31 protein-coding genes and 9 tRNA genes are annotated in these 26,064 nt (G+C 70.0%); 22 read left to right on the plus strand and 18 right to left on the minus strand.

Annotated features, from left to right (window positions below):
* The first annotated feature begins 63 nt into the window (after positions 1–63).
* Positions 64–549, plus strand: coding sequence for a hypothetical protein (locus tag JIG36_RS33860; RefSeq protein ID WP_203380495.1), 486 nt, complete (start codon positions 64–66; stop codon positions 547–549).
* Here the strand turns inward: JIG36_RS33860 and JIG36_RS33865 are convergent.
* On the minus strand, positions 479–3,472 hold the full coding sequence (locus JIG36_RS33865) for an AfsR/SARP family transcriptional regulator (RefSeq protein ID WP_203380496.1): 2,994 nt from the start codon (positions 3,470–3,472) through the stop codon (positions 479–481). The genes JIG36_RS33860 and JIG36_RS33865 overlap by 71 nt on opposite strands.
* Positions 3,473–3,569: 97 nt before the next feature.
* On the opposite strand from JIG36_RS33865, the gene JIG36_RS33870 reads away from it, so the two are divergent.
* From JIG36_RS33870 to JIG36_RS33920, 11 genes are all read left to right on the plus strand, one after another.
* Positions 3,570–3,977: a cellulose binding domain-containing protein gene (locus tag JIG36_RS33870; protein WP_203380497.1), complete on the plus strand. Its 408-nt coding sequence runs from the start codon at positions 3,570–3,572 to the stop codon at positions 3,975–3,977.
* Positions 3,978–4,111: 134 nt separating this feature from the next.
* A complete protein-coding gene (locus tag JIG36_RS53580) occupies positions 4,112–4,234 on the plus strand; it encodes a hypothetical protein (protein ID WP_268919790.1) in 123 nt (40 codons plus the stop codon).
* Positions 4,235–4,481: 247 nt separating this feature from the next.
* A tRNA-Arg gene (locus JIG36_RS33880) sits at positions 4,482–4,554 on the plus strand.
* Between the two features lie 8 nt (positions 4,555–4,562).
* Positions 4,563–4,635, plus strand: a tRNA-Phe gene (locus JIG36_RS33885).
* Positions 4,636–4,641: 6 nt separating this feature from the next.
* Positions 4,642–4,714: transfer RNA gene (locus JIG36_RS33890), tRNA-Leu, on the plus strand.
* A gap of 12 nt (positions 4,715–4,726) precedes the next feature.
* Positions 4,727–4,799, plus strand: a tRNA-Gln gene (locus JIG36_RS33895).
* A 42-nt stretch (positions 4,800–4,841) separates the two neighbouring features.
* Positions 4,842–4,913: transfer RNA gene (locus JIG36_RS33900), tRNA-Asp, on the plus strand.
* Positions 4,914–4,918: 5 nt separating this feature from the next.
* Positions 4,919–5,009: transfer RNA gene (locus tag JIG36_RS33905), tRNA-Ser, on the plus strand.
* A gap of 5 nt (positions 5,010–5,014) precedes the next feature.
* Positions 5,015–5,088, plus strand: a tRNA-Ile gene (locus JIG36_RS33910).
* Between the two features lie 4 nt (positions 5,089–5,092).
* Positions 5,093–5,165, plus strand: a tRNA-Lys gene (locus JIG36_RS33915).
* Positions 5,166–5,169: 4 nt separating this feature from the next.
* Positions 5,170–5,242 (plus strand) — tRNA-Val (locus tag JIG36_RS33920).
* Between the two features lie 3 nt (positions 5,243–5,245).
* Here JIG36_RS33920 and JIG36_RS33925 read toward each other — a convergent pair.
* The gene (locus tag JIG36_RS33925) at positions 5,246–5,998 is read right to left on the minus strand and encodes a formylglycine-generating enzyme family protein (RefSeq protein ID WP_203380499.1); all 753 of its coding nucleotides are present in this window, start codon (positions 5,996–5,998) and stop codon (positions 5,246–5,248) included.
* A gap of 38 nt (positions 5,999–6,036) precedes the next feature.
* Here JIG36_RS33925 and JIG36_RS33930 point away from each other — a divergent pair, with 38 nt between their 5' ends.
* Positions 6,037–6,306, plus strand: coding sequence for a hypothetical protein (locus JIG36_RS33930; protein ID WP_203380500.1), 270 nt, complete (start codon positions 6,037–6,039; stop codon positions 6,304–6,306).
* A gap of 61 nt (positions 6,307–6,367) precedes the next feature.
* Here the strand turns inward: JIG36_RS33930 and JIG36_RS33935 are convergent, their stop codons facing one another.
* Together JIG36_RS33935 and JIG36_RS33940 are read right to left on the minus strand one after the other, a co-directional pair.
* Positions 6,368–6,730, minus strand: coding sequence for a VOC family protein (locus JIG36_RS33935; RefSeq protein WP_307873020.1), 363 nt, complete (start codon positions 6,728–6,730; stop codon positions 6,368–6,370).
* 241 nt (positions 6,731–6,971) lie between these two features.
* Positions 6,972–7,604 carry a TetR/AcrR family transcriptional regulator gene (locus JIG36_RS33940; protein WP_203380502.1) on the minus strand — a complete coding sequence of 211 codons (633 nt, stop codon included), beginning with the start codon at positions 7,602–7,604 and terminating at the stop codon, positions 6,972–6,974.
* Between the two features lie 99 nt (positions 7,605–7,703).
* On the opposite strand from JIG36_RS33940, the gene JIG36_RS33945 reads away from it, so the two are divergent.
* Positions 7,704–9,164, plus strand: coding sequence for an MFS transporter (locus tag JIG36_RS33945; RefSeq protein WP_203380503.1), 1,461 nt, complete (start codon positions 7,704–7,706; stop codon positions 9,162–9,164).
* A gap of 19 nt (positions 9,165–9,183) precedes the next feature.
* Entirely contained in the window at positions 9,184–9,552 is a 369-nt protein-coding gene (locus JIG36_RS33950; protein WP_203380504.1) for a hypothetical protein, read from the plus strand.
* A gap of 63 nt (positions 9,553–9,615) precedes the next feature.
* Here JIG36_RS33950 and JIG36_RS33955 read toward each other — a convergent pair whose 3' ends face one another.
* Positions 9,616–10,149: a hypothetical protein gene (locus JIG36_RS33955; RefSeq protein ID WP_203380505.1), complete on the minus strand. Its 534-nt coding sequence runs from the start codon at positions 10,147–10,149 to the stop codon at positions 9,616–9,618.
* A 51-nt stretch (positions 10,150–10,200) separates the two neighbouring features.
* Between JIG36_RS33955 and JIG36_RS33960 the strand changes: the two genes are divergently transcribed.
* The 3 genes from JIG36_RS33960 (at position 10,201) to JIG36_RS33970 (ending at position 13,037) form a co-directional block, all read left to right on the plus strand.
* Positions 10,201–10,662: a hypothetical protein gene (locus JIG36_RS33960; protein ID WP_203380506.1), complete on the plus strand. Its 462-nt coding sequence runs from the start codon at positions 10,201–10,203 to the stop codon at positions 10,660–10,662.
* A 72-nt stretch (positions 10,663–10,734) separates the two neighbouring features.
* Positions 10,735–11,172: an AAA family ATPase gene (locus tag JIG36_RS33965; RefSeq protein ID WP_236048706.1), complete on the plus strand. Its 438-nt coding sequence runs from the start codon at positions 10,735–10,737 to the stop codon at positions 11,170–11,172.
* Positions 11,173–11,642: 470 nt separating this feature from the next.
* Positions 11,643–13,037 carry a Kelch repeat-containing protein gene (locus JIG36_RS33970; protein ID WP_203380507.1) on the plus strand — a complete coding sequence of 465 codons (1,395 nt, stop codon included), beginning with the start codon at positions 11,643–11,645 and terminating at the stop codon, positions 13,035–13,037.
* A gap of 87 nt (positions 13,038–13,124) precedes the next feature.
* Here JIG36_RS33970 and JIG36_RS33975 read toward each other — a convergent pair whose 3' ends face one another.
* The gene (locus JIG36_RS33975) at positions 13,125–13,787 is read right to left on the minus strand and encodes an alpha/beta fold hydrolase (protein WP_203380508.1); all 663 of its coding nucleotides are present in this window, start codon (positions 13,785–13,787) and stop codon (positions 13,125–13,127) included.
* A 49-nt stretch (positions 13,788–13,836) separates the two neighbouring features.
* Here JIG36_RS33975 and JIG36_RS33980 point away from each other — a divergent pair, with 49 nt between their 5' ends.
* Complete coding sequence (locus JIG36_RS33980; protein ID WP_203380509.1) at positions 13,837–14,532, plus strand: helix-turn-helix transcriptional regulator; 696 nt, start codon at positions 13,837–13,839, stop codon at positions 14,530–14,532.
* 91 nt (positions 14,533–14,623) lie between these two features.
* Here JIG36_RS33980 and JIG36_RS33985 read toward each other — a convergent pair whose 3' ends face one another.
* From JIG36_RS33985 to JIG36_RS34000, 4 genes are all read right to left on the minus strand, one after another.
* Positions 14,624–15,025, minus strand: a complete 402-nt coding sequence (locus JIG36_RS33985; protein WP_203380510.1) for a protein kinase family protein — start codon at positions 15,023–15,025, stop codon at positions 14,624–14,626.
* A 260-nt stretch (positions 15,026–15,285) separates the two neighbouring features.
* Positions 15,286–15,915 carry a hypothetical protein gene (locus JIG36_RS33990; protein ID WP_203380511.1) on the minus strand — a complete coding sequence of 210 codons (630 nt, stop codon included), beginning with the start codon at positions 15,913–15,915 and terminating at the stop codon, positions 15,286–15,288.
* 264 nt (positions 15,916–16,179) lie between these two features.
* On the minus strand, positions 16,180–16,413 hold the full coding sequence (locus JIG36_RS33995) for a hypothetical protein (protein ID WP_203380512.1): 234 nt from the start codon (positions 16,411–16,413) through the stop codon (positions 16,180–16,182).
* 351 nt (positions 16,414–16,764) lie between these two features.
* On the minus strand, positions 16,765–17,220 hold the full coding sequence (locus JIG36_RS34000; RefSeq protein WP_203380513.1) for a DUF6326 family protein: 456 nt from the start codon (positions 17,218–17,220) through the stop codon (positions 16,765–16,767).
* Positions 17,221–17,377: 157 nt separating this feature from the next.
* Between JIG36_RS34000 and JIG36_RS34005 the strand changes: the two genes are divergently transcribed.
* Together JIG36_RS34005 and JIG36_RS34010 are read left to right on the plus strand one after the other, a co-directional pair.
* Complete coding sequence (locus JIG36_RS34005; protein WP_203380514.1) at positions 17,378–18,541, plus strand: sensor histidine kinase; 1,164 nt, start codon at positions 17,378–17,380, stop codon at positions 18,539–18,541.
* A 70-nt stretch (positions 18,542–18,611) separates the two neighbouring features.
* Positions 18,612–19,265, plus strand: a complete 654-nt coding sequence (locus tag JIG36_RS34010; RefSeq protein WP_203380515.1) for a response regulator — start codon at positions 18,612–18,614, stop codon at positions 19,263–19,265.
* Between the two features lie 126 nt (positions 19,266–19,391).
* On the opposite strand, the gene JIG36_RS34015 is transcribed toward JIG36_RS34010, so the two are convergent.
* The 7 genes from JIG36_RS34015 to JIG36_RS34045 all read right to left on the minus strand — a co-directional run bounded on the left by JIG36_RS34015 (position 19,392) and on the right by JIG36_RS34045 (position 23,679).
* The gene (locus tag JIG36_RS34015; RefSeq protein WP_203380516.1) at positions 19,392–19,766 is read right to left on the minus strand and encodes a hypothetical protein; all 375 of its coding nucleotides are present in this window, start codon (positions 19,764–19,766) and stop codon (positions 19,392–19,394) included.
* Positions 19,766–20,287: an RNA polymerase sigma factor gene (locus tag JIG36_RS34020; protein ID WP_203380517.1), complete on the minus strand. Its 522-nt coding sequence runs from the start codon at positions 20,285–20,287 to the stop codon at positions 19,766–19,768. Before JIG36_RS34020 ends, JIG36_RS34015 begins: the two co-directional genes overlap by 1 nt.
* Positions 20,271–21,203 carry a hypothetical protein gene (locus JIG36_RS34025; protein ID WP_203380518.1) on the minus strand — a complete coding sequence of 311 codons (933 nt, stop codon included), beginning with the start codon at positions 21,201–21,203 and terminating at the stop codon, positions 20,271–20,273. Before JIG36_RS34025 ends, JIG36_RS34020 begins: the two co-directional genes overlap by 17 nt.
* Positions 21,200–21,403: a hypothetical protein gene (locus tag JIG36_RS34030; RefSeq protein WP_203380519.1), complete on the minus strand. Its 204-nt coding sequence runs from the start codon at positions 21,401–21,403 to the stop codon at positions 21,200–21,202. Before JIG36_RS34030 ends, JIG36_RS34025 begins: the two co-directional genes overlap by 4 nt.
* Positions 21,404–21,628: 225 nt before the next feature.
* The gene (locus JIG36_RS34035) at positions 21,629–22,546 is read right to left on the minus strand and encodes an NADP-dependent oxidoreductase (RefSeq protein WP_203380520.1); all 918 of its coding nucleotides are present in this window, start codon (positions 22,544–22,546) and stop codon (positions 21,629–21,631) included.
* Positions 22,547–22,648: 102 nt separating this feature from the next.
* On the minus strand, positions 22,649–23,242 hold the full coding sequence (locus tag JIG36_RS34040) for a hypothetical protein (protein ID WP_203380521.1): 594 nt from the start codon (positions 23,240–23,242) through the stop codon (positions 22,649–22,651).
* An 80-nt stretch (positions 23,243–23,322) separates the two neighbouring features.
* Positions 23,323–23,679, minus strand: coding sequence for a winged helix-turn-helix transcriptional regulator (locus JIG36_RS34045; protein ID WP_307873021.1), 357 nt, complete (start codon positions 23,677–23,679; stop codon positions 23,323–23,325).
* Between the two features lie 78 nt (positions 23,680–23,757).
* Between JIG36_RS34045 and JIG36_RS34050 the strand changes: the two genes are divergently transcribed.
* Entirely contained in the window at positions 23,758–24,582 is an 825-nt protein-coding gene (locus tag JIG36_RS34050) for an enoyl-CoA hydratase/isomerase family protein (protein ID WP_236048752.1), read from the plus strand.
* On the opposite strand, the gene pdxR is transcribed toward JIG36_RS34050, so the two are convergent.
* Positions 24,579–25,994: a MocR-like pyridoxine biosynthesis transcription factor PdxR gene (gene pdxR / locus JIG36_RS34055; protein ID WP_203380523.1), complete on the minus strand. Its 1,416-nt coding sequence runs from the start codon at positions 25,992–25,994 to the stop codon at positions 24,579–24,581. The two genes, JIG36_RS34050 and pdxR, sit on opposite strands and share 4 nt — an antisense overlap.
* Positions 25,995–26,064: the final 70 nt, after the last annotated feature.

Below are 26,064 nucleotides of genomic sequence, written 5' to 3' on the forward strand. Positions count from 1 at the left end.
CGACAACTTCCGGGGCGGTTGGTGGGGCCCGCCACCAACCGCCCTTCGGCCGAGGAGGCCTCCATGAACATTTCGGTATCCAGCACCGGCCGCCGCGCCCTGGCGACCTCTGCCGTGGCCGCCGTTCTCCTCCTGATCAGCGGCCCCAGCGCGGCCTTCGCGGGCGCTGAGGCGTCCTTCGTTCCCGAAGCCACCGAGGCCCACTGGGACGGGACCGTCGCCACGGTGACGTTCCGCGAGGCGGACGTGACGCTGGAGACGGACATGACCACGATCGCCGTCACGGTGACCGTCGACGCCGACGCCGTCTGCCGCCGGGGCGATTCGACGCTTCGCCTGCACCGGTCGGCGACCGCCGTGGATGTGCAGGACCACGCGATCAGCGACGAGGGCACGGTCGACGGTGTCGCCGAGGTGCCGATCCGGGTGACCGGGTTGAAGGTCACCGGATTCACCTGTGTGACCACGCAGGTGTCGGTCACGGCGGTCCTGGAGGATTTCTGGACCGGCGCGACCCTGACCCACCGGTCCGAGCATCGACCGGCGTGAGAGACCGGCCGGGGAGACCGGCCGGACGGAGCGATCTGACCGCGGCCACTGACGTCAATCCGGCCTGGGCGCGCGACTGCTCGAACCGGTGACCGATCTCCTCGGCGAGGCGAAGGGCGGACAGATGATGCACCCGTGCCTCGGCGGGGCGGCCCGCAGCCGCGGCGACCTCGCCGAGGCTGTTGGTCACCCGCGCCTCACCGGCCCGTTCCCCGATCCGCCGGAACAACGCGAGCGCCTCGCTGAGCCGGCCGAGGGCCCGCTCATGGTCACCACGCAGCAGGTCGACGCCGCCCAGGCCGTCCAGGGCGTACGCCTCCCCGGCCGGCTCGGCCGCACCACGGAACAGCGTGAGAGCGTGCTCGTGATGCCCGCCCGCCTCGTCGTACCGGCCGAGCGCGGACTCGACATGGCCGAGGTAGACCAGCGCGTAGGCCTCGCCCACGGCGTCACCGATGTCACGGCAGATGGCGACCGACGTACGGAGGTCGTCGGCCGCATCGGCATGCCGGCCCTGGCGCAGCCGCACCTGACCGAGGTTGCCCAGGCCACGCGCCTCGGTGACCCGGTCGTCGGCATTGCGGGCCATGGTCACCACCTCGGCGAGCGTGCGCGCGGCCTCGGCATACCGGCCCTGCCACTGGTAGACGTGCCCGAGATTGCCGAGCGCGCGGACCCGTACGAGGGAATCGCCGACCTCGTCGGCAAGGGTGAGCGCCTGCTGTAGCTCGGCGCTGGCGGTGGCGTACCGGCCCTGCTGAATCGCCACGACCCCGACGTTGATCCGCAGCTGGGCCGCGCTGTGCCGGTCGGCAACGCTCTCGGCGGCGCGCAACGCGTGCTCGTGCAGCGTGACGGCATCCGCGTAGTGCCCGCCGCTCTCCAGGTGGCGCAGAAGCACCAGGGCGAGTTGCACCGGGAACCAGGCCTGCCCGTGCTCGGCCGCGTGCACCGCCGTGGCCACCAGGTTGGCGCGCTCGGTGTCCAGCCAGGCCGGCGCCGTGGCTTCGTCCAGCGAGGGCAACGCACGCGCGGGACGCGGCACCCTGGGCCGGCGGCCGCGCTCGGCGGGATACAGCACATCCATCGCCATGGCCGCGGTGGACAGATAGAACTCCAGGATGCGGCGCGGCAGATCGGCCTCGCCGTCCTTCACCGCCAGATCTTTCGCGTACGCCCGGAGCAGGTCATGCATGCCGTACCGGTCACCGTTGCGCTGCACCAGATGCCGGCCCGCGAGCAGCGCCAGGCTCTCCCGGGCGGTCGCCTCCTCCCCGTCGATGAGGGCGGCCGCCGCGTACCCGTCGACGTCCGTGCCGGCATGCAGCCCGAGCAGACGGAACATGCGGGCCGCGGCGGGCGGCAGGTCACGGTAGGACCAGGAGAACACCGCGCCCATGTCGGAGTGCGGATCCCCGGTGGACAGCAGGTCCAGCCGCCGGCGGTGGTCGTCGAGTTCGACCACCACCTCGGTCAGGGCGCCCGGTGCCCGCTGGTGCACCAGTTCCGCCGCGATCCGCAGCGCGAGCGGCAGTCGGGCACACTGCGCCGCCAGCGCCTCGGCCGCGGCGTTCTGCGCGGTGGCCCACTCCCCCGCCAACCGCCGCAGCAGTTGCAGGGCATCCTCGCGGCGCAGGACATCGAGGTCGAGCCGGCGCGCACCGTGCCGCACGACGAGGCCGGGCAGGCGGTCCCGGCTGGTCACCAGCACGGCGCTGCCGACCGATCCGGGCAGCAGCGGCCGCACCTGGTCGACCGAGGCGGCGTTGTCCAGCAGAACGAGGACACGACGGCCGTCGAGCAGGCTGCGGTAGCGGGCGGCACGTTCCTCGACGTCGCTCGGCACCTGCTCACCCGGCAGCCCGAGCGACCGCAGGAACCGGGCCAGGGCGGCGCCCGGGGCCACCGGCTGTTCCGGGTCGTAGCCGCGCAAATCGATGTAGAGCAGGCCGTCCGGGAAGCGGGCGCGGGCACGGTGGGCCCATCGGGCGGCCAGAGCGGTCTTGCCGACGCCCGCGGTGCCGGACACGACGGTGATCACGATGGTGTCCGGTTCCGGGGCGAGGGTCAGCCGGTCGAGCTCACCCAGTTCGTGCTCCCGTCCGGTGAAACCCGGGACGTCGGGCGGCAACTCCGCGGGCACCGTACGGCTGACCGCGGCGGCTGAACTGACCGCCACCTGCGCCCGCGAATCCTCGTTCAGGAGCTCCTGATGCGCGGCGGTCAGCTCGGGTCCCGGGTCGACGCCGAGGTCGTCGGCCAGCCGGCGCCGCACCGCGTGATAGGTGGTGAACGCCTGAGCCCGGCGTCCGGCGACGGCGTACGCCCGTACGAGCCGAGCCTGCCCCGCCTCGTCCAGCGGATCGGCCGTCACGGCCTCCTCGAACGCGCCGATCGCCCGGTCCACCGCCCCGGCCGCCAGCATGGCGGCGCCGTAGCGGCCCAGCGCGGCCCGGTGCTCCGCCACGATCGGCCGCACCCGCGGGTGGTCGGCCAGCAGCGGCACGTCGGCGAAGGGCTGCCCCTGCCACAGCGCCAGCGCCTCGGTCAGAGCCGCCACTTCCCCACCGCCGGCGGCGTGGCGGACCAGGCGGCGGAACCGCATGATGTCGATCTGTTCCGAGGCGACACCGAGGCGGTAACCGTTGCCCAGATAGGGCAGCACCTCGCTGCGGGAGTGCGGCGCCCGCCCCGGTTCCAGCAGCCGGCGGAGCCGCTTCACGTGGGTCTGGATGACATTGAGCGCGCTGGCCGGCGGCCGGTCTCCCCAGAACGCGTCGATCAGATCGGCCAGCCCGACCGGCTGCCCGCCGGCCAGCACGAGCAGGCCCAGCACGGCGCGTTGGGCGGGCGGGCCGAGCGGGAGCGGCTCGTCGTCGAGCCAGACGCGCATCGGCCCGAGCACCTGGATCCGTAGCGTCATCGCGCGTCCAGTCCCCGTCCAGTCGGGCCGCCGACACTGAGCACTCAACGATATTTGTCGATGCAAACCGGAAACAAGCGTTGGAGAGGAGCAGCATATGTCGCGAATCGGACGGGCGTTGCTGGGTGTGGCGCTGACAATGGCGGGCGTCGCCGGACCGGCCGGGGCCGCCCGGGCCGACGACGTCGCGGCGTGCGGGGTGGTCTATCAGGCGTCCCGATACACCGGTGGGTTCACCGCCGCGATCACGGTGCTGAACATCGGTACCGAGACCATCCGGGGCTGGACCTTCCTTTTCCCGCTGGACACGAGCGCGACGATCGTCGACATCTGGAATGCCGACCTGCTGTCGGCCCGCAGCGGCGTCGTCACCACGCACGACCAGGGGTGGAACGCGGTGGTCCAGCCGGGCGGCTCGATCCACATCGGATTCCGCGCCGACGGTACGAGCGCCGCCCCGACGCGCTTCACCGTCAACGATCTCCCGTGCCAGGTGGTTTCCTGACCCACGACCTACGCCACCCTGCGATACTGCTGGCGTGTCGCGGGGCGCTCGAACAGCAGCCATTCCATCAGCCGCATCCCGCCCACGCCGGCCGGGTTCTCCTTATCGTCGCCGGGCTCGGTGAAGAATCCTTCGTGGAACGGCTTCGCGCGTGCGGCCTGAAACGGATGCGCGCACGGCAGAAGGAGTACGAACTCGACGCCGGCGATGCCGAGGACCGGGTTGCGGCCGCACTGGACGAATCCGACCGCGAATAAATGCGTTGTCCGCCGCGCGCGGGTTGCCTACCTTGGGAATCACCACCGACGACCACGTCAGGAGCATTCCGATGTTGAGCAAAGCCTCGATCACCTCGCAGCGACTCATGTCGCGCGATCAGGTCGTGCGCTTTGTCAGCAGCCGGGGTCGGTGGCGCCGCTAGCGAGAAGCTAGCCAGGCCGAAGCCGCCGACCCCGATCCGGGCCCGGCGGCTTTTTTGTGCTCCTTGACAAATCCACAGTGCACGTCCTCGTAGCTCAGCGGATAGAGCATCGGATTACGGATCCGAGGGCCGGGAGTTCGAATCTCTCCGAGGACACGTCACACGCCTCTCGAGCTCGGATGGTTGAGCGCACGCCTGAAAAGTGTGAGGTCGCCGGTTCGATTCCGGCGGGAGGCACGGTACGCCGCGGTAGCCCAACGGCAGAGGCAGCCGATTCAAGCTCGGCTCAGTGCGGGTTCGAATCCCGCCCGCGGTACGGCATCACCGATGCGGGCTGGTGCAACTGGCAGCACGTCCGGCTCTGAACCGGGAGGTTGGAGGTTCGAATCCTCCGCCCGCAGCGTTTGCGGCAAGTCCCGTCAACTCAATGGGCTTGTTGGAAGGCCCCGTTAGCTCAATGGGAGAGCGCCCGCCTGTCGAGCGGGAGGTCGCCGGTTCGATCCCGGTACGGGGCGCGCGTGGAGAGCTGGCCGAGTCCGGTTCAAGGCGGCGGACCGCTAATCCGCAGCAAGGGGAAACCTTTGTCGGGGGTTCAAATCCCTCGCTCTCCGCTCAAGTCGCCGTAGCTCAGCAGGTTGGAGCGCCGCCCTGATAAGGCGGAGGCCGGTGGTTCGAACCCACCCGGCGACACTTCGCGCCGCTAGCTCAATGGCTAGAGCAGCCGGCTTTTAACCGGCGGGTTCAGGGTTCGAGTCCCTGGCGGCGTACGTGGTCCCGGTAGCTCAGCTGGAAGAGCGCCGCCCCGACACGGCGGAGGTCGCTGGTTCGAACCCAGCCCGGGACACTCTTATGTCGGCAGCGGCGCCGCGGGGCGGACCGACGTGAACTGGTAGTGCTCGTAGCGGGTGGCGGAGAGCAGCAGCAGCCACTCGTCGCAGCCCTGCCATGGGGACAGGTCGGCCGCGCCGCCGCGGACTGCTCGGGGGCCGTCGCCGGTGCGGGGCTCGGCGGTGGACGGCGCTCCGGCGAAACCGGGGATCCACACGTCGGCGCAGATCTCGTTGGCCGAACCCATCGCGGCCAGTCCGAAGGCGTTCTCGGCCTCGGCCGTACGGGCCTCGGAAGCGAAGTTGTCGAGCAGATCGTCCTCGGACGGCTTGTCGTCGCCACGGAACGTGAGGGTGGTGGTGCCGGCGCGGGCCGCGTACTCCCATTCGGCCTCGCTCGGCAGCCGGAACGGCAACGCCGCCAGGAGGTCGTCGAGCGCGTCCTCGAGCCGGGCCGTCGTGCTGGAATTCTCGGCGTAGTCGTCGTCATAGTCGGGCAGGAAATGCTGCACCTGCGCGACGGTCAGCGGGTGCCGGGCGATCAGAAACGGTTCGACGTGCACTTCCCGTACGGGTTGAGCATCCGTCGCGCCCTCCAGGAACGAGTCGACCGTGTCCTCGACACCGCCGGCGCGCTCGATGGCGCGGACCGCGTCCAGTTCCTCGTCCGACAGCCCCATCCGGAACGTGCCACCCGGAACCTTCCGGAACACCACACCGGACGCCTCGTGCCGCCACGCGGGCTGGCCGGCCACGGTCTCCTCGATCCACATGGCGCGGAATCCTAGCGGGCCGCCGTTAGGCTCGGCGCATGCCGATCGACGAGCACCGCATGCTGACGAACCTGCTCGACGCGTTCGACCGGCTCCACGACGGCATGATCGAAGCGAGCGACGTGGCCGCCCTGCTGTTCGCGAGCAGTCGTGCGCTCGTCGAGTGGCCGTACGTCGAGGAAATGGTCGCCGCCGAAAGAGCGGTGCGGCAGTCCGGCGACCGGGCTTCGGACGTGCTGCAGCCCTTGCGTGTCCGCATCGCCGAGGAGTTGGAAGCGGCGGGCCCCAAGCCGCGGCACCGCATCTAGGACGGCTGCTGTCACGAGCTTCTCACGGGGGCGCCGGCAAGACCATCGGACGACGGGTGACTCAGCTGCCGGCCGGTTCGAACAGCTCGACGGGGTTGCCGGCCGGGTCGTCGAGCACGATCTGCCGGCCGCCGGGACCGGAGATGACGTCGCTGCGGAATCCGACGCCGTCGGCGCGCAGCCGGGCCACCTCGGTGTCGATGTCGGCGACGATCAGATGGATCCGGTTCCAGCCACCGGCCTGCGGGCGGCGCCCGTCGGGCATGGGCCGGGCGGCGGAGCTGTCCGGACCGGACAGCAGCAGCCGCAGGTTGCCCCGGCGTACGTCGGCGAACGCGGGCAGAAAGGTGGTGATCGGGGTGAATCCGAAGTGGGTGGTGTAGAAGGCGAGTGCTGTGGCGACGTCGTCAACGAGATAACGCACGCTGACGGTGCCATCATCGGCGGGCCCGGTCATGACTCCTCCGGTCTGGTCGCAAGGGTGTGCGGCAGGAAACCGATCCACCCGGCGAGCTGGCCGGCACCCGCTCGAACTCGGTGAGAGCTCCGGGCTCGGGAAACTCTCCGGGCGCCGATCCCCAGCCCGCAGAATACATCAAATTGGTTTGATGTGATGACCGTGAGGCATGGAAGGGTGCGGCCCTCCACCGGACGGCGGGCGGACGCTACTGCTCGTTGTCGAAGCCGGTGGGGGACGCGCCGTAGACCAGGCGCAGGATGGCGTCGGTCAACGTGTCGAGCAGTTCGTCCTCGTTGTGGCGGCCGGGGTTGGCGTAGGCGTCGGCGAACGTGATGCTGCGCAGGTGCACGGCCATCTTGGCGATCAGGTCGGGTGGGCCGGACACCGTACGGCCGGCTCGGGCGTCCCGCTCGATGCGCTTGCTGAACATCGTGCAGCCCTCGTCGACCAGGCGGTCGCGGACGTGCTGGACCTCGGGGCCGGGGTCGGGGGTGATGAACGCCTCGCGCAACCAGCGGCCGTCGACCTTCCAGCGGGCCAGCCCGCCCGCCAGGCCCCGGCGCAACGCGTCGCGGTCGAGGCCGTCGGAGGCCAGCCACTCGGCCATCTCGAGGTCGGCCTCGGCCAGGCGCTGGTCGACCAGCGCGGCCAGCAGCGCCTGCTTGGACTCGAAGTAGAAGTAGAAGCCGGAACGGGCGATGCCGGCCGCGCCGGCCAGCTCGTCGATCGTGACCTGGCTGATCGACTTGTCGCGGAAGACGGCCCGGGCGGCGTCGATCAGGGCCCGCTCACGCTGGTCGCCTTTGGTGGGGGCACGGCGGCTCTTAATGGCTGGCACGGCGTCGACTTTACAGGCCATCGGCTGGAATCGACGTCACATCCTTAATTTTCGACACAGTGTTGAGAATGCTGGGCTACGCGTCTAGCGTTCGGGGTCATGAGCCTCAAAGCGCGTCTCGCGCTACCCGTCGCCTGCTACGCGGTGCTGCTCGTCTCGGCGCTGCAGACCCTCGTGGTCCCGGTCGTCGCCAACATCCAGGCCGACCTCGGCGTCACCACCAGCGCGGCCAGCTGGGTCGTCACGGCCAACCTGCTCGCCGCGGCCGTGTTCACCCCGACGCTGGGCCGGCTGGGCGACCTGCACGGCCGCCGCCCGGTGATGCTGGGCGTGCTCATCCTCGTACTCCTGGGCTCGGTCCTCGCCGCCACCACCTCCAGCCTTCCGCTGCTGCTGCTCGGCCGGGTCGCCCAGGCCGCCAGCTTCGGGCTCTTCCCGCTGGCCATCGGCATGCTCCGCGAAGAGCTGGAGCCCAAGCGGCTGACCGGCGCAATGGCCCTGGTCAGCGGCATGCTCTCGGTCGGCGCCGGGTTCGGCCTGGCGGTCACCGGCCTGCTGATGCGCGACGGCGGCGACTACCACCGCCTGTTCTGGCTGGCCACCGCCCTCACCGCGATCGGCCTGGCCGGGGTGTGGCAACTCCCCCGCCGCGCCGGCGTGGCCACCGGAGGTCTCGACTGGGCCGGCGCCGCCCTGCTCGGCCTCGGCCTGGTGCTGCTCCTGCTGCCGCTCGAGGAGGGCAACGGCTGGGGCTGGGGTTCACCGCGCGTCCTCGGTTCCCTGGCCGCCTCGGTTGTGGTGCTCACTGCTTTCGTCCTGTACGAGCGGAGGATCGCCCATCCCCTGGTCAGCACGCGCATGCTGACACACCGTCCGATCGTGGTGGCCAACGCGGCCGGCCTGTTCCTCGGCTTCTCGATGTTCGCCGTCTTCCTGGCCGTCTCCGCGCTCGTCCAGACGCCGCACGAGATCGCCGGCTACGGCTTCGGCGCGTCCGTGCTGGCGGCCAGCCTCGTCTACCTGCTTCCCGGCACGGCCACCGGCGTGATCACCGCACCCCTCGGCGGCCGTCTCGTCGCCCGGTTCGGAGCGAAGGCGACCCTGGTGATCGCGGCGGTGCTGGCCGGGGCCGGTTTCGCGATGCTCGCGGTGCTGCACTCGGCCACCTGGGAGGTCATCGCCGGCGCCCTGATCGTCAACACCGCCGTCACGTTCGGCTACGCGGCCCTGCCGGCACTGCTGATCGCCCACGTCGAACCGGCCGAGACCGGCATCGCCAACAGCGTCAACTCGATCGCCCGCTCGGTCGGGATGACGCTCGGCACCGCCTTCGTGATCACCATGATGACCCGCAACCCCATTTCCCGTACGGTGCCTCTCCCGCAAGAAACGCAATTCGTGGCGGTCTTCGTGACCGGCGCGGTCCTGGCCGTCCTCGCCGCCGCCCTGGTCGCGTGGGCGCTCCCCCGGGTGCGCGAGCCGAAGCTGACCGTCCCCGAGGTCGAGGCCGACGAGGTCCTGGGCGCGGCCGGATTGAGCGTGCCCGCACGCCAGCCGTGACCGGCGTTAACCTCACCGGGTGACTGATCGCCCGGACTGGCCGACCGAGAAGCTGACCGCTCTTCGGCTCGGCCGGCGGCTGGCAGTCGAGGTGGCGGCGTCGGCACCGCAGCGACGTGCCTTCGTCGACATCACCCCGGGCGAGGTCGCCGACGACGCCCAGGCGCACCGTGAGGGGTGGACGCACCGCAGCACGGCCCGCAGCTTCCGGATCGAGCACTGGGAGTACGACGCCGACCTGATCGACGGCTACGACTACGACATCGGTGCGGTTCGCGTGCGCAGTGCCTCCGCGGCCGACGAGCCGGAGCTGCTGACGGTCCTCGAGAGCTGGCAGCTCAGTCCCGGCCAGTTCCAGTACGTCTGGGACACGGCCGATCCTCGGTGACCTCTCGGGCCCTCCGTACGGGAAATGGTTGTTGAGATCTCGGCAGTCGCCGGCCGGTGCGGTTCACGCTCCCCAGCGGTTGAACAGGTTGTCGTAAGGGTTGCCCTCCGGAGTGAAGATCAGAACGAAGTCCTGGCCGGTCACGGTTGCGGTGTGGCGCAGGCGGGTCAGGACTTCGGCCTCGGTGGGCAGGGTGATGTCGAGGGCCGCGGCGGCCCGGTCGCGGAGGGCGAACAATTCGGGAATGTCCTCCAGGTACTCGGCCTCCAGCTTGCGGCACTCCTCGGCCGTGAAATCGTCGAAGTCGCGCCACCACGGGGTGACCAGCAGCAGCTGCAACAGCTCCTCCAGGCCGATCGCGATCAGGGCCGCGCCGCCTTCGGAATCCGCGTACAGGACGGGACGTTCCTCTCCCCCGTCGCCGCAGAAGAAGTATGTGCCGCCGGTTCCGTCGCCCGCGAAACCCTCGAGCGTCGCGCCCGAGGCGAGGTGCACCGGCTCGACGTGGTCGTTGCGGTCGAGCTCGAAGTCGCCCGGCCAGGTCAGGTAATCCGTGGCCTCGTCGTGGGCGGTGATCGCGGTGAGAAGTGATCGCATGGGCGCACCCTAAGCGAAAAACTGTCGTACCCCTGGGCCAGGATTCACCGCATGACGAACTCCACGGGGCCGACCACCTATCCGATCCAGATGCTGATCCGAGACTGGCTGACCATCGACGGCACTCTCGACAACCATGCCCAGACGGCGATCGACAGTGCCGCGACGGAGATGCGGAAGTTCGACGACGAAGGGGATCCGGGCGCGTCGTTCGGATCGCCCGACCTTCCCCGGGTGACGAGGCTGGCCACCAGCATCCGCCAGGCCGGGTGGGACCAGGTCGAGGGCTGGCCACACACCGTCGAGGGTTTCGAGACGTGGCCCGCGCCGGGGCAGACGGCGACGGTCACGCTCAGCCGCGTCCAGTGGAAGCTGGTGGTCCACGCCCTGGAAGAGTGGGCGGAGGTCAGCGCCAGGGTGCAGAACACCGAAGAGGCGACCAGTCAGCGGGCCATCGCCGCCTCGGTCACTCAGCACCTCGCCAGTCGCGGCGTGCTGCTGAAACTGTCGTGACGTCGCGGTTTGACGCGGCTGGGGGTGGTGGCGCGCGTCGGGCAACTCTGATCAGGCGCTAGCGTACGGGGCATGGCCAGGGTTCTAGTGACGGGCATGTCGGGGACGGGCAAGACAACCGTTCTGCGCGAACTCGGCGGACGGGGCCTGCTCACTGTGGACACCGACTACGACGGCTGGACTCGGGACGACGGCCGGTGGGATGAGCCGCGCATGACCGAACTGCTCGCGTCGAACGACGGTGTCGTCGTGTCCGGAACCGTGGAGAACCAGGGCCACTTCTACGACCGTTTCGATCACGTGGTTCTGCTCAGTGCTCCGATCGAGGTGCTACTGCAGCGGGTGGCGCGGCGGGCGAATCCATACGGGCGCACACCCGAGCAGCGAGCCGAGATCACCGAGTACGTCCGGACGGTCGAACCGCTTCTGCGTCAGGGCGCCACGCTCGAACTCGACGGGTGCCGCCCGACCTCGGAACTGGCCGACGTCATCGAGGCTCTGGCCCGTTGAGCGCGCTGATCGGATTCTCACGCTGATCAGGCTGACGGGCCGGATCGATGAGCCGGATCGACGCGCCGCCGCCGGGGACCTTCGCCCCTGACCTCGAAGCGGGCGGGCGGCATGTCATGGTCGCGGCGGAGTCCGGATCGACGCGCCGCCGCCGGGGACGTGCACGCCTGACCTCGAAGCGGGCGGGCGGCACGTCACGATCGCGGCGGAGCCCGGATCGGCGGCCGAAGAAGGACCTCATCCGGTGCCGGGCTGAGGTATCCGGTCCTGTGAGACGTCGGCGTGCGTCCGGGTGGGCTGGTGATGGCGGCGACGATCAGCCGGTTCGCTTCGATGTCTGACGTCGGCGGCGCGCAGCGGTGACCCGTTGATCAGCCGGTGGGCGGCGTGGCTGCTTGTGCAAGGTGCCTACCGACGGATCTGGGACTCTCCCGGAACGCGCGAGCACCCGGTGCTCGACACTGGCCAGCATGAGCGCTGATTGGTTGCTCTCCGCGGACACGCTTCCGGTCGGTAAGGACGGGGCGTGCGGCGTGAAGCTGAACGATCGACAGGTTCTCTGGGCCGGCGGAACACCGGACGATCCGGCCGACAGCAACCGGGTTATCGTCTACGACGTCGTGACACGGCGGTTCCGTGAGGTCGCGCCGGTGCCTCCGGCCAAGCGCATGGACCGGAACGTCGCGGTGGGGGTGCTGAGCAACGGCCACGTCATCGTGACGGGCGGGAGCCTGTCCCAACCCGGCGGCGCCAATCGGCTGTCCTATCGTTACGACCCCGGCCGCGACAAGTGGTCCCGCACCGGGGACCTGCCCGAACGGCAGGAATGGTTGTTCACACCGGTCACCCGCCTGCGTGATGGAAGGCTGCTCGCGGTCGGCGGACGTGGTGACGACGGAGCCACGACGGGCGCCGGCAGTGTTCAGGCGTTCGTCTACGACGCCGAGCACACCTCCACGGTCGAGGCGGTCGATCCGCGCACCGCGGTTCCCACCGGAGACACGGTCGTGGTGCAGGGCCGCTGGGACTACACGAGGCGGGTCAGCGATCACCACCGAACCACCCTGGGGCGTGGACATCTGTTCGGCAACGCCGTCCGCCTCCGTGACGGCCGGGTGTTCGTGGTCGGTGGCCATGTCTTCTGGAGAACCACCACCGACGGGGTGTCGGTGCAGGCGGTGGACACCGACTACTTCGAGCCCGAGACTGGAGAATGGCGGACGGGCGCACCGCTGCCGGTCGTCGCGGGTGAGGACAACACCACGCCGAACTCGCACGGCGGCCGGACCAACGGCGTCGGCGTGGCGGTGATGGACGACGGCAAAGTTGTCATCGCCGGAGGGGCCACGCATACCGACGGCGCGGACTATTTCAAGACGATCCTCTGCCGTCGCAGCATCCTGGTGATGACGGCCCGTCCTCGTCCGGCGGAGAGCACGTATGTCATCGCCCCCGACCGAATCCCGTCCGGGAACGGATCCGGGGGCGTCACGGGAGACGGCGGACGCAACCAGCTTCCGTGCTATGCCGTGCCCGGCAACCGCGCAGTGCTGGCCGGTGGGCAGGACAGCAACGGTGACGACCTCTACGACACGTACGTCTTCCGCTCTCATGACGGGACACTGCACCGTGGTCCCGATCGGAGCCACAAAACACCCGGCTGGCTTCCCCAGCATCCGGAATATCCGGCCGGGTATCAGACCGCCTTCATCAGCACACGCGCCGTCTCGATGGCGAACTCGAAACTGGTCTTTCCCGGCGGCGTCCTGGTCCATGGCGGGGCCTACGACGCGGTGAGTGACAGCTTCGAGAACCCACCAGGCACCCGGTACGCCGACCAACTCGGCCACCACACGCCGGGCTGAAGTGCGCACAGTCGAGGAGTAGCCGGAGACCAGGTCGTCGGAGTGACACAGAGCTGCCGCGTTTCCCCGTACGGGAAATGGTGTTGATCATTGGGCCGAATCGAGGAACTGGGTGATCGCGCCGGCCAGGGCCTTGGGGTCTTCCAGCATCGGCAAGTGGCCGGTGGTGAGGTGGGTCGTCCACGTGGGCGCCAGACGCTCGGCTGAGGTGCGCTGTATCGCGGGCGGCAGTTCGCGGTCCTGGTCGGTGACGATGTAGCCGCGGGCGCCGGTCCAGGAACGGTGGGTGGTGCGGCCGCGGTAAAGGACGGGCGACTCGGGGGTGAAGTCGGCGATCAGGCGGGCGGTGGTCCCGGCGTCGAGGCCGTGGGCCAGGCCGCGCTGGATGGCCGAGTTCGGCGGGCGTGTGCCGGCTACACGCATCACCGCGCTCAGCAGCCAGCGGTTCGGGGCGGGCAGCGCGGAGAGGAACGAGCCCCGGGCCTGGGGGATCACGGCCGACACGGCCAGAAACGCGCTGACACGGTCGGGGGCCAGCGCCGCCAGCTCGGCGCCGATCACGCCGCCGGCCGAGTGGGCGACGATCGCGAACCGGCCGTCCGGCGCCGATTCGAGGGCAGCCTCGGCGTAGGCCCGCAGCCCAGCGCCGTGAGAGGGCCGGGCGGCGACACAGGTCTCGCCCAGCTGCGGCCGGACGTCGTCCCAGATCCACGACGGCAGGCCGGCGCCGCTGATCAGCAAAGTGTTCATGGGTTCATCCTGCTGGCCGGTGGTGTCACTGGTATGTCACTATTTGCCGATGAACCGCACCGACCGGCTGTACGCGTTGCGGGAGGAACTGCGCCGGGCCGGAAGTTCGGGGCGTACGGCCGAGCGGCTGGCCGAGATCTTCGAGGTCAGCACGCGGACGATCAAGCGGGACATCGCGTCACTGCAGCACGGGGGGTTCCCGGTGTGGGCGCGTCCGGGGCCGGGTGGCGGCTACGTCGTCGACAAGGCGGCCACGTTGCCACCGGTCAACTTCACCGACGCCGAGGTGGCCGGGCTGGCCGCGGCAGTGGCGGCGCATCAGGGCCAGCCGTTCGACGGGCACGCGCGGGCGGCCCTGGTCAAAGCCCTGAGCGTGATGGACGTGCAGGCCCGCAAGCGCGCCACCGTGGTCAACGACCGCGTCTGGATCGACCACACCGAGCCGCCAGGCGACACACGGATCCGGCGCACCGTCGAGCGGGCCCTGCATGAGCAGCGCATTCTCGCGGTGCATTACCAAGGGCAGAACGGCACTGCTTCCGTACGGGAAATCGACCCGGTTGTTCTCGCCCGGACGCAAGGCCACTGGTATCTCGTCGGTCACTGCCGAACCCGCCGGGCGATACGTTGGTTCCGCCTGGACCGGGTGTCGTCCGCGCGCCTGACCCGGGAGCGGTCGGCCACGATCCCGGTCGAGGACATCGGCACGCCGCCCCCAACAGCCAAGGCAGTGGGCAACTTCTGACGACACCCCGGACCGATTCATGTTCCGCTTCTCCTGTGCCGCTGTTGCTCCGAGGGCGGGAACGATCGCGGGTGCTGTGGCCCGCGGCTCGTCAGATCAGGGCGGCCCGGGCCCGGGCGATGTTCCAGCGGTGGGCGGGGTCGGGGGCCAGCAGCCCCTCGATGAGCGGGCGCAGCGGACCGGGCCGGCCCGAGGAAGCGGCGAACAGGGTGGCGCCCAACGAGATCAGGTCGCCGGAGCGCGACGGGTCGGTGATGCCGTGGCCAGAGGCGTGCAGGAGGGAAGCCTGTCCGTCATCGCTGAGCAGAACCGTTCCGGGGTGGATGTTGCCGTGGACAACACCGCTGAGGTGGGCGGCTTCGAGAAGTTCCAGGAGCTGTACGGCGATCGTGCGCACCTGAGCGACCGGCAAGGGCCCGTCCTCGCGGATCGCGGCCGCCAGCGTCCGGCCGCTCAGGGCGCTCTGCGTCGGGGCGTACGAAACAGCTGTCATGGTGTTCGACGATCCTCGGCGCGGCGTGTTCTGTCGTCCTGGTGAGCACCCAACGCCACTACCGGCTAGCCGGAATTCCTCGACGCCGGCGGTCACGCCAACATCGGCCAACGCCTCGTCGCCAAACGCTCGGACGGTCACGCCGACATCCGCCAACGCCTCACGGGCAAACGCTCGGGCAGTCACACCGACATCCGCCAACGCCTTGTGAGCAAACGCTCGGGCAGTCACACCGAAATCGGCGAAAGCCTCGTGGGCGATCACGCGTCCGACCGGGGCAGGTCGGACAGTTTGAACGGCTCCGACCAGTGGCTGTTCTTGTCGCTCGTGATGACGGCGTTCAGTTCCAGATCGAACTCGTCCTCCAGCGGGAAACTGGCCCAGAACAGGATCGGTTCCCCGGCCGCGTACGTCAGGGACTGCCCCTCCTTGCCCCGGCATTCCCAGTCGGTGGGGCGGAACGTGTCGTTGTCGTAGACGTCCCACAGGTGAGTGGCGACGATCCGGACGTTCTCCCCGAACCCGAGCCGCGGCGCGGAACCGGCAGCGGGACAGTTGATTCCGGTCGAATTGCCGGTCAGTTCGAAGGTGACGGTCATGGTGTCGTCCTTGACGACAATGTTGTGCAGCGACGCGATCGTGCTGGGGATCTGGCCGCTCACCTCGTACGTGCCGTCGCCGGGCTCCCAGACCGTGACAAGTTCCCACGCCCGCGCCCCGACGAACGCGATCACACCAAGGATCAGGGCCGCGATGGCCAGCACGAACATGCCGCCGAAGAAGCCGATGGCCCCTCCCCCGTTGCCGGCGTTGCGATAGGACGGGCTGTCCGACCAGCCGACCGGGCGGCCGTCCCGGGTCCATTCGCGTCCCATTTTGTCGATCGGCATGGCGTGCTCCCTCGGGTGGCAGCCGGCTCCGACAGCCGGCGTCACAGCCACCACGGGCGAGGGCCAAGGCCGGTTCATTCCCGTACGGACGTCGCAGTCGCGCCGCCACGACAAGATCTCGCCGGCGTGGTCGGCCGGTGCCCCCATAGACAGGTGCGCGCGTCCTGGGACCAGAGTTGTGCCGCGCGCGATCACCCATCGGAACCGGTCGGCGCTGCCCGCATGGAAGCGGTGGGGCGGACGCGCCGCGGAAAGGTGCGCGACTTAGCGCGAGCTTGCCGCCTCTGCTCGACGTTGTTCGATCGCGAGGTCGAGCCGCCGGTTCCGGCGTGCTTGCGTGACAGCGGACGAGACCCCGGTGACGACACACAAGGCTGCGGCCCAGGACCAGGAGCCGAAGCTCCAGTCCTTGACCAGTGCGATGACACTGACGACGGCGATGCCCGCCAGAGCAGTCAGGGCGCCGGACCAGGGCGACTTCACGGCGCGGGTGTTCATGGCCCAGATCATGATCATCCGTTGGGGCCGAAGTCAAATGGTCGTGAAATGCCTCTCGGCGAATTCTTCCTAAGGGGCCTTTGCGGCTTTGCACGGGTTCTATTCCAACAACGAACGGATTCGTATTCGGTGGCCGTTTCCGACGAAGGCGGCCGACGTCATGGCCGCGGGCCTGCCGCGCCGAGACGGGTGCTCGGCCTCGGATCGAGCAACGGGCCAGGCCGCATATTCCGTCATCACCGCCACCGCCCACGAGCCGAAGGGCCAGGACGGTCAGCTGGTGGGCCAGCGGGAGGCACCGGACAGCTGGGCAAGCGCCCACGGTCAACGTCGGTTCATTCCGTACCGGGGTCAGGAAGGCCATTTTCCCTCGCTCGCGTATTGCATCGACGCATCGGTTCGGGCGTCTCGCGGCCAGGTCCAGGCCACGCGGGTGATGACCAGCAGGAGCGCTATCTGGATCAGGATGCCGACGAAGTAGTACGCCCAGGTCTCGCCGATGAGTGAGGCACCCGCGGTCGCCACATAGAAGAGGCTGACCGCGATGTTGGCGATCCGATTGGTGCGGGCCGGGGCGAGCAACGAGACCGGGACCATCAGCGCCGCGACCACGATGTAAAGCGTCGTGAGCACGAGGAACATCTGGTCGATCGCGAACCCGCCCACCTCACGGGCGAGTACGCCGTGGATCAGATCGGCGCGGTAGAAGCCGAAGATGTCGACGTAGGCGAACACCAGCAGCGTGGTGACCCACAGGCCGCCGAGCACGACCTTGACGTCCACTTTGTTGTCGCGAAGCTTGGTCACCGGTGGCCTCCTCTGGTCGGGCTGGTCGTCACAGTCTCGGCCGCACCGACGCTGGGCGCCCGAGTCCTCCGGACGGTGTTTCCCTGGCACATCGGCCAGGCAGTCGGCTGGTCGCGTGGCCGGGGTGGACCGGGTCCGCGATCGCTAGTGTGGCGTCATGTCCAACGCCGCGAGCACACTGCATCCGGCCGGGCGGCGCTCATCGCCGTACACCCGGCGGGATTGGGCGCCCGCTGCGCTGGTGCTGGCCGTGCTCGTGCTCGATGTGGCCCTGCGCGAGCTGGTCTGGCGGCCGGTCGCGATCGCGTTCGGCTGTGGCCTGGCGCTGGCTGTCCTCGTCCGGCGCACGCACCCGATGCCGGCCGTGGTGTTCGCCTTCGGCGGGTTCGCCGTGCTCGAGGTGGTCGCGTTCGCCGTGGGAAGCGAACCCGTCAACCTGTCCGGCGGGTGGGCGGTTCTCCTGCTGGCATATTCGCTGTTGCGGTGGGGTGCCGGCCGCGACGCGGTGATCGGGGTGGCGGTTCTGGCCGTGGCGCTGACCGTCATCGTCAGCGTCGACTTTCCCGGGATCGCCGAGACCGTCGCCGGGGTCGCCATCGTGCTGCTGGCGGCCGCCCTCGGGGCGTCCATGCGCTACCGGACCATCGTCCGCGCACACCGGACCGCCGCACGCGAACAGCTGATCGTGCAGGCCAAGCTTCAGGAACGCGAACAGCTGGCCCGGGAGTTGCACGACACCGTCGCCCACCATGTCTCCGCGATCGCGATCCAGGCGCAGGCCGGGCTCTTCCTCGCACGCTCGTCGTCGCTGAGCGGGGCGACCGAGGCCTTGGAGGTCATCGACCGTGAGGCGGCCCGGACCCTCGCGGAGATGCGCACGATGGTCACCGCGCTGCGTGACCGCGGGCGGGAACCGGCCGTGGCGGCCCAGCGCCGGATCGCCGACATCGTGGGCCTCGCCGCGGACAGCACCGACGCGCTGCGCATAGGCGTCGAGCTGAGCGGTGACCTGGCGAACCTGCCGCCGGCGGTCGAGGGCGCTCTCTACCGCGTGACGCAGGAGTCGATAACCAACGCTCAACGCCACGCCCGGCTGGCCACCCGGGTCGCGGTCGAGGTGATCGGCAGTGCCACCGACGTACGGCTGACGGTCACCGATGACGGCGCGCGCGTCGGTTCGGCCGCCGGCCGTTCCGGCTTCGGGCTGGTCGGTATGACTGAGAGGATCGGGCTCCTGGGCGGCACGCTCTCCGCCGGGCCGAATCCGGATCGCGGCTGGAGCGTCCAAGCCATCCTTCCCCGCACCGGAGCCGCGGCATGAGCATCCCTATCGTCATCGCCGACAACCAGGGCACCGAACGGGCCGTCCCTCCCCACGCGGGAGCCGCGGCATGAGCATCCGTGTTCTCATCGCCGACGATCAGGGCATTGTACGGGCCGGGCTGTCGACGATCCTCAATGGTCAGCCGGGCATCGAGGTCGTCGGCCAGGCCGCGGACGGACGGGAAGCGGTCGCGGTCGCCCGTCGGCTGCGTCCGGACGTGTGCTTGTTCGACATCCGGATGCCTGTCCTGGACGGTATCGAGGCCACTCGGATGCTCGCCGGGCCGGACGTCGCCGAGCCCGTCGCGGTTGTCATGATCACCACGTTCGACACCGACGAGAACGTCTACGGGGCGCTCCGCGCGGGTGCCCGCGGCTTCCTGCTCAAGGGCGCCGAACCGCAACAGCTGGTTCAGGCGATCCACGCCGCGGTGAACGGGGACGCGCTCATCGACCCGGCCGTCACCGGGCGGCTGCTCGCCACGTTCGCCGGTGCCGACCCGGCGGTCACGCCCGCGCAGCCGCTTACGCCGCTGACCGATCGGGAGGAGGACGTTCTGCGCCTGGTCGCGCGGGGCGCGACGAACGCCGAGATCGCCCGGGAGCTGCACATCAGCATGAGTACGGTCAAGTTTCACCTCGCCGGCCTCATGACCAAGCTCGCCACCCGCAACCGGGTCGAGCTCGCTCTCTGGGCCTACCAGACCAACCGCGTGACGTAAGGGTCGGCCTCGGCGTCGTAGACGCGCTCGTCACGGCAGCTTCCTTTCGAGCACCTCGCCTCGCCCGAGGCATTCCGGGCCGCGGTGCTGCGTTCCCAGCCACAGACTACGAGACGATGAGGACCGTCATGAGGGCTGGCCCGCGACGGCCGTTCGCCGCAGCCCGGACATGGGCGGCCGGGTGCTGGCCACCACGGTGGCTGCCAGCTGGCCGGAGAATCGGGTCCACCAGCGCGTGTTCAGTCCGGTCGTGTGCCGTCGCGGCGAAACCGACCACGGCATCCCGACCACCTGCGGGGGGACCGGATCGGCTGCCGGCCGTCCTGGGGAACCCGCCCACGGTGTCCCGACGATCTGCTGAGAGACCTGGGCAGCTGACAAACGCGTTGGGGAAACCGCCCACGGGGTTTCGACGATCTGTTGGAAGACCTCTTCGGCGGCGGTCTCGGGCAAGGCGACCTCGTGTGCGGCCCACGCTCGAAGGGTGTCGTCGAGGTTCATCACTGCTCCACGTCGTCGTAGGTGCTCAATGCCTCGGCCAGCGTGCGGCGGGCCAAAGACAACCGGTAGCGGACGGTTCCGGCCGGGACGCCCAGTGCGGTGGCTATCTCGGCGCTGGTCAGACCGCCGGCCGCGGCCAGGGTGAGGGTGATCCGTTGCTGCTCGGGCAGGCGCTTGATCGTCTCGCTGACCACGGCGACCCGTTCGGCGGCTATCACCGAAGTGCTTGCGGGCGCGGCCACGTCGGCCGTTTCGGCGCGCAGGGCGGCGTCGGTTGCGACACGTGTGCGGGCCTGGCGGTGCTCGTCGATCGACAGGTTGCGAGCGACCGTGAAGAGCCACGCCCGCCGGGCGTCGTCGGGGCGTCCGGCAAGTTCGGGAAACCGCCGCCACGCGCGCAGGAAAGTCTCCTGCATCAGGTCGGCGGCCAGCCAGCGATCGCCGGTTCGGGCGGTGAAATAGGCGTGCACGGCCGTCCGGTGCGTGTCGTAGAGCCGGCGGAACTCAGCCGCGCGGTCCATCAGCGACCTGGATCTGACCGTAGATATCCGTGGCCAGCACCTGGACGGCGGACACGGTCTCGGCCGTTGCGCGCACGTCGCCGAGCACGACGATGTCGGTCACCTTCTGCTTCAGCAGCTCGGCCGTGACCCCCGGGCCGATCGTCAGGTCACCGAACGAGATCAGGCTGATCGGATGGTCGAGCAGGCGGAAATAGTCCGGCCCGAGCTCGGTGTCGTCATAGAAGACCCGGGGGTCGCCGGAGCGGTACCAGACCGTCTGGCCCTGTGCCTCCAACCGGGTCTCGAGTTCTCCCTGCGCCGTCTGCGGAGCGAGCACCTGCCCGGCCGCGAAGATCTGGCCGTAGCCGATGGATCCCACCTCGCCGGTGATGATCACCTGGCCGGCGGCGATCAGGATGTCGTCGGGTTCGCCGCCGGGGTTGGCCAGTGCGGCTCCGGTCAGCCGCACCTGGCCGCTGAGCATCTTGACGTTCGGGGCGGACTGGCCCTCCCGATACCGGTAGTAGGTGAGCGTGCCGACACCACCGCCGAACACCCGGCCCAGCGCCGCCTCGCTGCCCCGCGGAGCGAAGACCGACCCGACGACGCTGATCCGGGCCGGCAGTTCCCCGGCGACCGTCCCGGTGATCACCAGGACGCCGACCACCACCAGTATCTCGTCCGGCGACCCGATGCCGTCCCCGCCGACCACCAGCGGCCCGACGTGCACGCGCACCGTCAGCCCGTCCGGCACATAGACGGTGCCGCCCACTGCCGAAACCGGAATTCCCGCGTACGCACCGGCCAGCGACTCGGGCACCACCACGGCACCGACCGAGCTGATCCGGGTGATCGCGGCCAGCTCGTCCGGACTGCTCAGGTGGCTGAGGTCGAGCACACCCTGTCCCTCGATCACGCCTCGTTCGTCGGTCATCGCGTCACTCCCGCCACGTCGCGTCCGGCTTCCGGCCACAGGCGCTCCGCCACGGCCATCAGCCACTGTGCCAGCACGATCCGCGGCCGGCTCACCGACGCCCGGTCGTCGTCGCGCGGGCCCCGCCCCCGCCGTGCGAGCTCGGCCTCGTGCCGCAACTCCTTCATCCGTACCGTCGCGAGCAGATAGAGATCAATCATCCGTGTCACCCCTCTCACCCAGTACTACGGACGAGCGAGAGAAGTGTTGGGCCGCGACGAGGCGGCGGTGAGGAGGGGGCCGCGTTCACCTCGCCCGGCCCGACCGCGGGTCGCAGGCGGTGGCGGAGTACGCGGCCCGGCGCGGCAGGAACAGCTGACGGCAGCCAGGCGGCGGGGCGTTCGGACACGGCCGCTGTCAGACGATGGTTCCCGGTCATGGGGTCGCTATGGACGTACGAGAACCACGGTTTTGCCCTTGCTTCGTTCGGTCGGGTTGAGGGCGGCGACGGCGTCGTCGAGCGGGGCGACGTGGCCGATGTTGGTCCGTAGGCGCCCGTCGCGGACCCGCTGGACGATCTCGGTCAGCTGGGCCCGGTCGGCCTCGACGACGAAGTCGACGGCCAGACCGTCGGCCGGCCGCGCCTCGACCGGCCCGACGACGGACACCAGCGTTCCTCCGGCTCGGACCAGACGAACGGACCGCTCCTGGATGTCTCCGCCGATGACGTCGAAGACCAGGTCGACGCCGCCGATGTCTTCCAGGGTGTCGTTCTCGAGGTCGACGAACTCGTGGGCGCCGAAGTCGAAGGCCTTCGGGCGGTCGGCGGAGCGTCCGGTGCCGATCACGTACGCACCGAACTCGCGTGCCAGCTGCGTCACCATGGTCCCGACGGCGCCGGCCGCCCCATGCACGAGCACGCTGCGCCCCGCCTGCAGACGGCCGTGGTCGAACAGGCCCTGCCACGCGGTCAGGCCCGAGATGGGCAGGCTCGCGCCGACGGTGAAGTCGACGTCGCCCGGCAGCGGCGCGAGGTTGCGCGCCTCGACGGCCACGAACTCGGCGAGGGTGCCGTCGCGATGCCAGTCCGCGAGGCCGAACACCCGCTGACCCACCGACAGACCCGTCGTGCCGTAGCCCAGGGCGCTGACCACGCCGGACAGTTCGTGGCCGGGGATCGACGGTGTGCGGTCCTGGTTGCGCCGATCGGTCCAGGTCGAGGGCCATGCCATTTCGGTCGGTACGAAGCCCGACGCGTGCACCTCGACGATGACGTCGTTGATCGCCGCCGTCGGCTCGGGTCGCTCCACCAGCGTCATCCCGGCCATTCCCGCGGCCTGGTCGTTCACCACGATGGCTTTCATGAGGACAGTCTCCTCGGTCGTTCAAGTGCCGCCGGGCGGGACCGAGGCGCGACGTGGAAGTGCCGGCGCGGCGGGCCGAGGCGTGACGGAGGCCGACGGGTGCTAGCTGTCGAACCAGACCACCAGCCGTACGTTGTCGCCACCGTGCTGCCCGGCGAGGCCGCGCACGGTTTCCAGTAACGCCCGCAGCTCGCGGTCGGCGTCCAGCACATCGCGGGCGCGGAGCCGTTCCACCCGCCAGATCCGGCTGCCGGAACGCCATTGCGTGCCTTCCGGGTAGCTGCTGCCCCGGGAATCGGCATCCGCGCCGGCCACCGCATGCCAGGCTTCCCCGTTCCGGCCGGACTTGCCCGCCGGAACCATGCGGTCGCCGGTCAGTTGGTACTGGTGGATCCGGTCGTCCACGCGGGGTGCCGGCGCGTCCCAGTCGATGGCGGCCAGTTCGGTCCCGGTCACCCAGGTGTGATCGTGTTCGTCGTCCGTGAGCCGGAGACGCAACAGTTCCGCGCTCGCGTCGTCCGGCAGGCCGCGGCCGGGCGCCACCGGAGTGAACCCGGCGAAGTTCCGGACGCCGAACAGCAGCCCGAAGGCGTCATAGTGGCGAGGCAGCTCGTCCAGACCGACGTCGGCCAGCCGCCACGGCGAGCCCGGGCCAAGCGGCCGCAACTCCACCCCGCCGGCGATATCAGTGCCCATGCCCTACTCGCATTCAGCCGCGCCTCTCATCCGGCAACGACGATACGTAAGCGCGCTGGAGGTGGGGCGGGGCGATCGGTTCATTCTGTACGGGCGTCGTAGTCGTTCTGGCGCGCCTGGATCTCGTCGGCGTGGTCGACGGTCCACGCGTAGAGGTGGCCGAACGGCTCGCGCAGCGACTCGCCGAGGGCGGTCAGCGAGTATTCGACGCCCACCGGTGAGGTGGGTAGCACCCGGCGTTCGACCATGCCGTTGCGTTCCAGGCGGCGCAGGGTCTGGGTGAGGACGCGCTGGGTCACGCCCTCGAGTTCGCGCCTGATGTCGTTGAAGCGGCGCGGCTCGTCCAGGACGGACAGCGCCATCATCGACCACTTGTCGGCGATCTGGTCGAGGATGGGCCGGCTCGGGCAGTCGGAGCGGAAGACGGGGGCGTCCACGGCGGTATCCTCCAGCATCCCTGGTGTCCCATAAGTGCGTTATTGACGCAGCTCAGGGGCGGTTTCATCGTGGAGACCATGATGAACCACAACGCGTACGAGACTCTGCGGGTGAGCCGGAAGGACGGCGTCACCTTCGTCACGATCGACAACCCGCCGGTCAATCTGCTCGGCGTGACCGTGATGACGGAGTTGCGGGACCTGCTGAGCGGGCTGGCGGGCGACGACACCGTACGGGTGATCGTGTTCGGCAGCGCCGACCCGGAGTTCTTCCTGGCCCACATCGACATGACGGCCACGCCGGAGGCTCTGGCGCCGCTGATGGCGGGGCTGCCGGACGGGGTCAACGTCTTCCAGGCGGTCGGCGAGCAGCTGCGCCACCAGCCGCAGGTGACCATCGTCAAACTGGCCGGGTTGGCGCACGGCGGTGGCGCCGAGTTCGTGGTGGCGGCCGACATGGCGTTCGCGGCGATCGGGACGGCGGGGCTGGGGCAGATCGAGGCGTTGATGGGGATCGTGCCGGGCGGGGGCGCCACGCAGTATCTGAGCGAGCGGATCGGGCGGAACCGGGCTCTGGAGGTGGTGCTCGGTGGGGAGTTGTTCGACGCGGAGACCGCCGAACGGTACGGCTGGGTGAACCGGGCCGTGCCCGCTGACGAGCTGGACGCGTACGTGGAACGCCTTGCTCTGACCATCGCCGCGCTGCCGGACGGTGTGATCGCGGCGGCCAAGCAGGCCATGCCCCCGCGCGATCTCACCGAGGGCCTGACGCGGGAGAACGACGCGTGGGCGGGCCTGATCTTCCGCCCGGTGACCGCCCAGCTGATGGGCGCCGGACTCGCCGCCGGCGCCCAGACCCGCGAGGGCGAGCGGGACCTGGAGGGCCTGTTCCGGCGGCTCTAGCCGCCGTCCAGAAACCGCTGGAGCCGGGCCAGCCCCTCGTCGATGCGGGGCGTGTCGATCATGCCGTACCCGAACACGACGCCGGGCGAGTCGGGCGCGGCGAGGGAGACCTCCGGGAAGCCGGCCACGCCGATGCCGCTGCGGCGGGCCCGGGTGAGCGCCTCGGCCGTGGCGGCTCCCCGCATCATCGCGCTCAGCTGCAGTCCGACCATGGACGGCAGGGCCGTCAGATGAGCCGAGAGCGGGCCGGCCAGGGCGGCTCGGATACGGTCGTGGCGCTGCCGGTAGACCCGGCGGACCCGGCGCAGGTGCCGCTCGAACATGCCCTGCTCGATGAAGCCGGCCATGGCGGCCTGGATCGGCAGGCTGGTGTGCCAGTCGGTGAGGAACTTGGCGGCGTGCAGGGCGTGGCCGAGCGACGACGGGTGGACGAGGTAGCCCAGCCGGAGCGTCGGCAACAGAACCTTCGAGAACGAGCCGACGTAGAGGACCCGGCCGCTGCGGTCGAGGCTGTGCAACGGTTCCAGCTGCTGCTCGGTGTAACGGAATTCGCTGTCGTAGTCGTCCTCGACGATGGCCGCGCCGTGGCGCTGCGCCCAGGCGAGCAGTTCGATCCGCCGGTGCAGGGCCAGGGGCACGCCGGTCGGGTACTGGTGGGTCGGCGTCACATAGACCACCCGCGCGTCCGGGGGCAGCGCGTCGACGACCAGGCCGTGCTCGTCGACCGGGACACCCACCACCCGTACGCCCTGGGACTTCCACACGAGTTTCGGCGGCACGTAGCCGGGCGTCTCGACCGCGGCCGTGGCGCCCGGTTCGAGCAGTACCCGGCCGATGAGGTCGAGCGCCTGCTGCACCCCGGAGGTCACCAGCACGTCCTGCGGCCGGGTCTCGATGGTGCGGGAGGCCCGCAGGTAACGGGCTACGGCCGTACGGAGCCCGATGTGGCCGGCCGGTTCGACCGGCATGCCGGTGCCGACCACCGACGTGCGGAACTGGTTGGTGAGGAGCCTTCGCCAGGCCGCGTACGGGAACAGTCGCGCGTCGGGCGCACCGACCCGGAAGTCGAATTCGGGCGCGTCGTCGTAGTCGGGTGGCAGCGGCATCCGCGACCACATCGCGCGGGGTGTGAGCGCGCCGGATGACAGCAGAGGCACAGCCGGGCCCGTACGGGACTGAGCGTTGACGAATGTGCCGGCGCCCGCCCTTGCGGTCAGGTAGCCCTCGGCGATCAGCCTTTCGTACGCGGTTGTCACCGTGTTGCGCGAGACCTGCAGTTGCTCCGCCAGCTCGCGGCTGGACGGCAGAGCCTCGTCCGGGCGCAGATGCCCGTCGAGAACGGCGTCGCGCAGTTGCCGGTAGATCTGCCCAGCCAGCCCGGTGCTCCGGTCGAGCCGGACGGCGACATCCACGACCAAGATCCTAAGTGGACCGGTCAAACTGCCGCCGAATTGGCTCTGAGGGAAAAAGATCCGTGAGCCC

Source organism: Paractinoplanes ovalisporus (assembly GCF_016834655.1).
In the GTDB taxonomy this organism is placed as follows: Bacteria; Actinomycetota; Actinomycetes; order Mycobacteriales; family Micromonosporaceae; genus Actinoplanes; species Actinoplanes ovalisporus.

Bases quoted from the DNA above. Each gene is read 5' to 3' on its own strand.
- JIG36_RS34010 (WP_203380515.1), top strand. From the start codon at position 18,612: ATGAGCATCCGTGTTCTCATCGCCGACGATCAGGGCATTGTACGGGCC.
- JIG36_RS33975 (WP_203380508.1), bottom strand. From the start codon at position 13,787: ATGAACACTTTGCTGATCAGCGGCGCCGGCCTGCCGTCGTGGATCTGG.
- JIG36_RS33955 (WP_203380505.1), bottom strand. From the start codon at position 10,149: ATGCGATCACTTCTCACCGCGATCACCGCCCACGACGAGGCCACGGAT.
- JIG36_RS34025 (WP_203380518.1), bottom strand. From the start codon at position 21,203: ATGACCGACGAACGAGGCGTGATCGAGGGACAGGGTGTGCTCGACCTC.
- JIG36_RS33865 (WP_203380496.1), bottom strand. From the start codon at position 3,472: ATGACGCTACGGATCCAGGTGCTCGGGCCGATGCGCGTCTGGCTCGAC.
- JIG36_RS33985 (WP_203380510.1), bottom strand. From the start codon at position 15,025: ATGACAGCTGTTTCGTACGCCCCGACGCAGAGCGCCCTGAGCGGCCGG.
- JIG36_RS34035 (WP_203380520.1), bottom strand. From the start codon at position 22,546: ATGAAAGCCATCGTGGTGAACGACCAGGCCGCGGGAATGGCCGGGATG.
- JIG36_RS33860 (WP_203380495.1), top strand. From the start codon at position 64: ATGAACATTTCGGTATCCAGCACCGGCCGCCGCGCCCTGGCGACCTCT.
- JIG36_RS33870 (WP_203380497.1), top strand. From the start codon at position 3,570: ATGTCGCGAATCGGACGGGCGTTGCTGGGTGTGGCGCTGACAATGGCG.
- JIG36_RS33930 (WP_203380500.1), top strand. From the start codon at position 6,037: ATGCCGATCGACGAGCACCGCATGCTGACGAACCTGCTCGACGCGTTC.
- JIG36_RS33990 (WP_203380511.1), bottom strand. From the start codon at position 15,915: ATGCCGATCGACAAAATGGGACGCGAATGGACCCGGGACGGCCGCCCG.
- JIG36_RS33970 (WP_203380507.1), top strand. From the start codon at position 11,643: ATGAGCGCTGATTGGTTGCTCTCCGCGGACACGCTTCCGGTCGGTAAG.
- JIG36_RS33960 (WP_203380506.1), top strand. From the start codon at position 10,201: ATGACGAACTCCACGGGGCCGACCACCTATCCGATCCAGATGCTGATC.
- JIG36_RS34040 (WP_203380521.1), bottom strand. From the start codon at position 23,242: ATGGGCACTGATATCGCCGGCGGGGTGGAGTTGCGGCCGCTTGGCCCG.
- JIG36_RS34050 (WP_236048752.1), top strand. From the start codon at position 23,758: ATGATGAACCACAACGCGTACGAGACTCTGCGGGTGAGCCGGAAGGAC.
- JIG36_RS33980 (WP_203380509.1), top strand. From the start codon at position 13,837: ATGAACCGCACCGACCGGCTGTACGCGTTGCGGGAGGAACTGCGCCGG.
- JIG36_RS34005 (WP_203380514.1), top strand. From the start codon at position 17,378: ATGTCCAACGCCGCGAGCACACTGCATCCGGCCGGGCGGCGCTCATCG.
- JIG36_RS33945 (WP_203380503.1), top strand. From the start codon at position 7,704: ATGAGCCTCAAAGCGCGTCTCGCGCTACCCGTCGCCTGCTACGCGGTG.
- JIG36_RS34020 (WP_203380517.1), bottom strand. From the start codon at position 20,287: ATGGACCGCGCGGCTGAGTTCCGCCGGCTCTACGACACGCACCGGACG.
- JIG36_RS34015 (WP_203380516.1), bottom strand. From the start codon at position 19,766: ATGAACCTCGACGACACCCTTCGAGCGTGGGCCGCACACGAGGTCGCC.
- JIG36_RS33925 (WP_203380499.1), bottom strand. From the start codon at position 5,998: ATGTGGATCGAGGAGACCGTGGCCGGCCAGCCCGCGTGGCGGCACGAG.
- JIG36_RS33965 (WP_236048706.1), top strand. From the start codon at position 10,735: ATGGCCAGGGTTCTAGTGACGGGCATGTCGGGGACGGGCAAGACAACC.
- JIG36_RS33995 (WP_203380512.1), bottom strand. From the start codon at position 16,413: ATGAACACCCGCGCCGTGAAGTCGCCCTGGTCCGGCGCCCTGACTGCT.
- JIG36_RS34030 (WP_203380519.1), bottom strand. From the start codon at position 21,403: ATGATTGATCTCTATCTGCTCGCGACGGTACGGATGAAGGAGTTGCGG.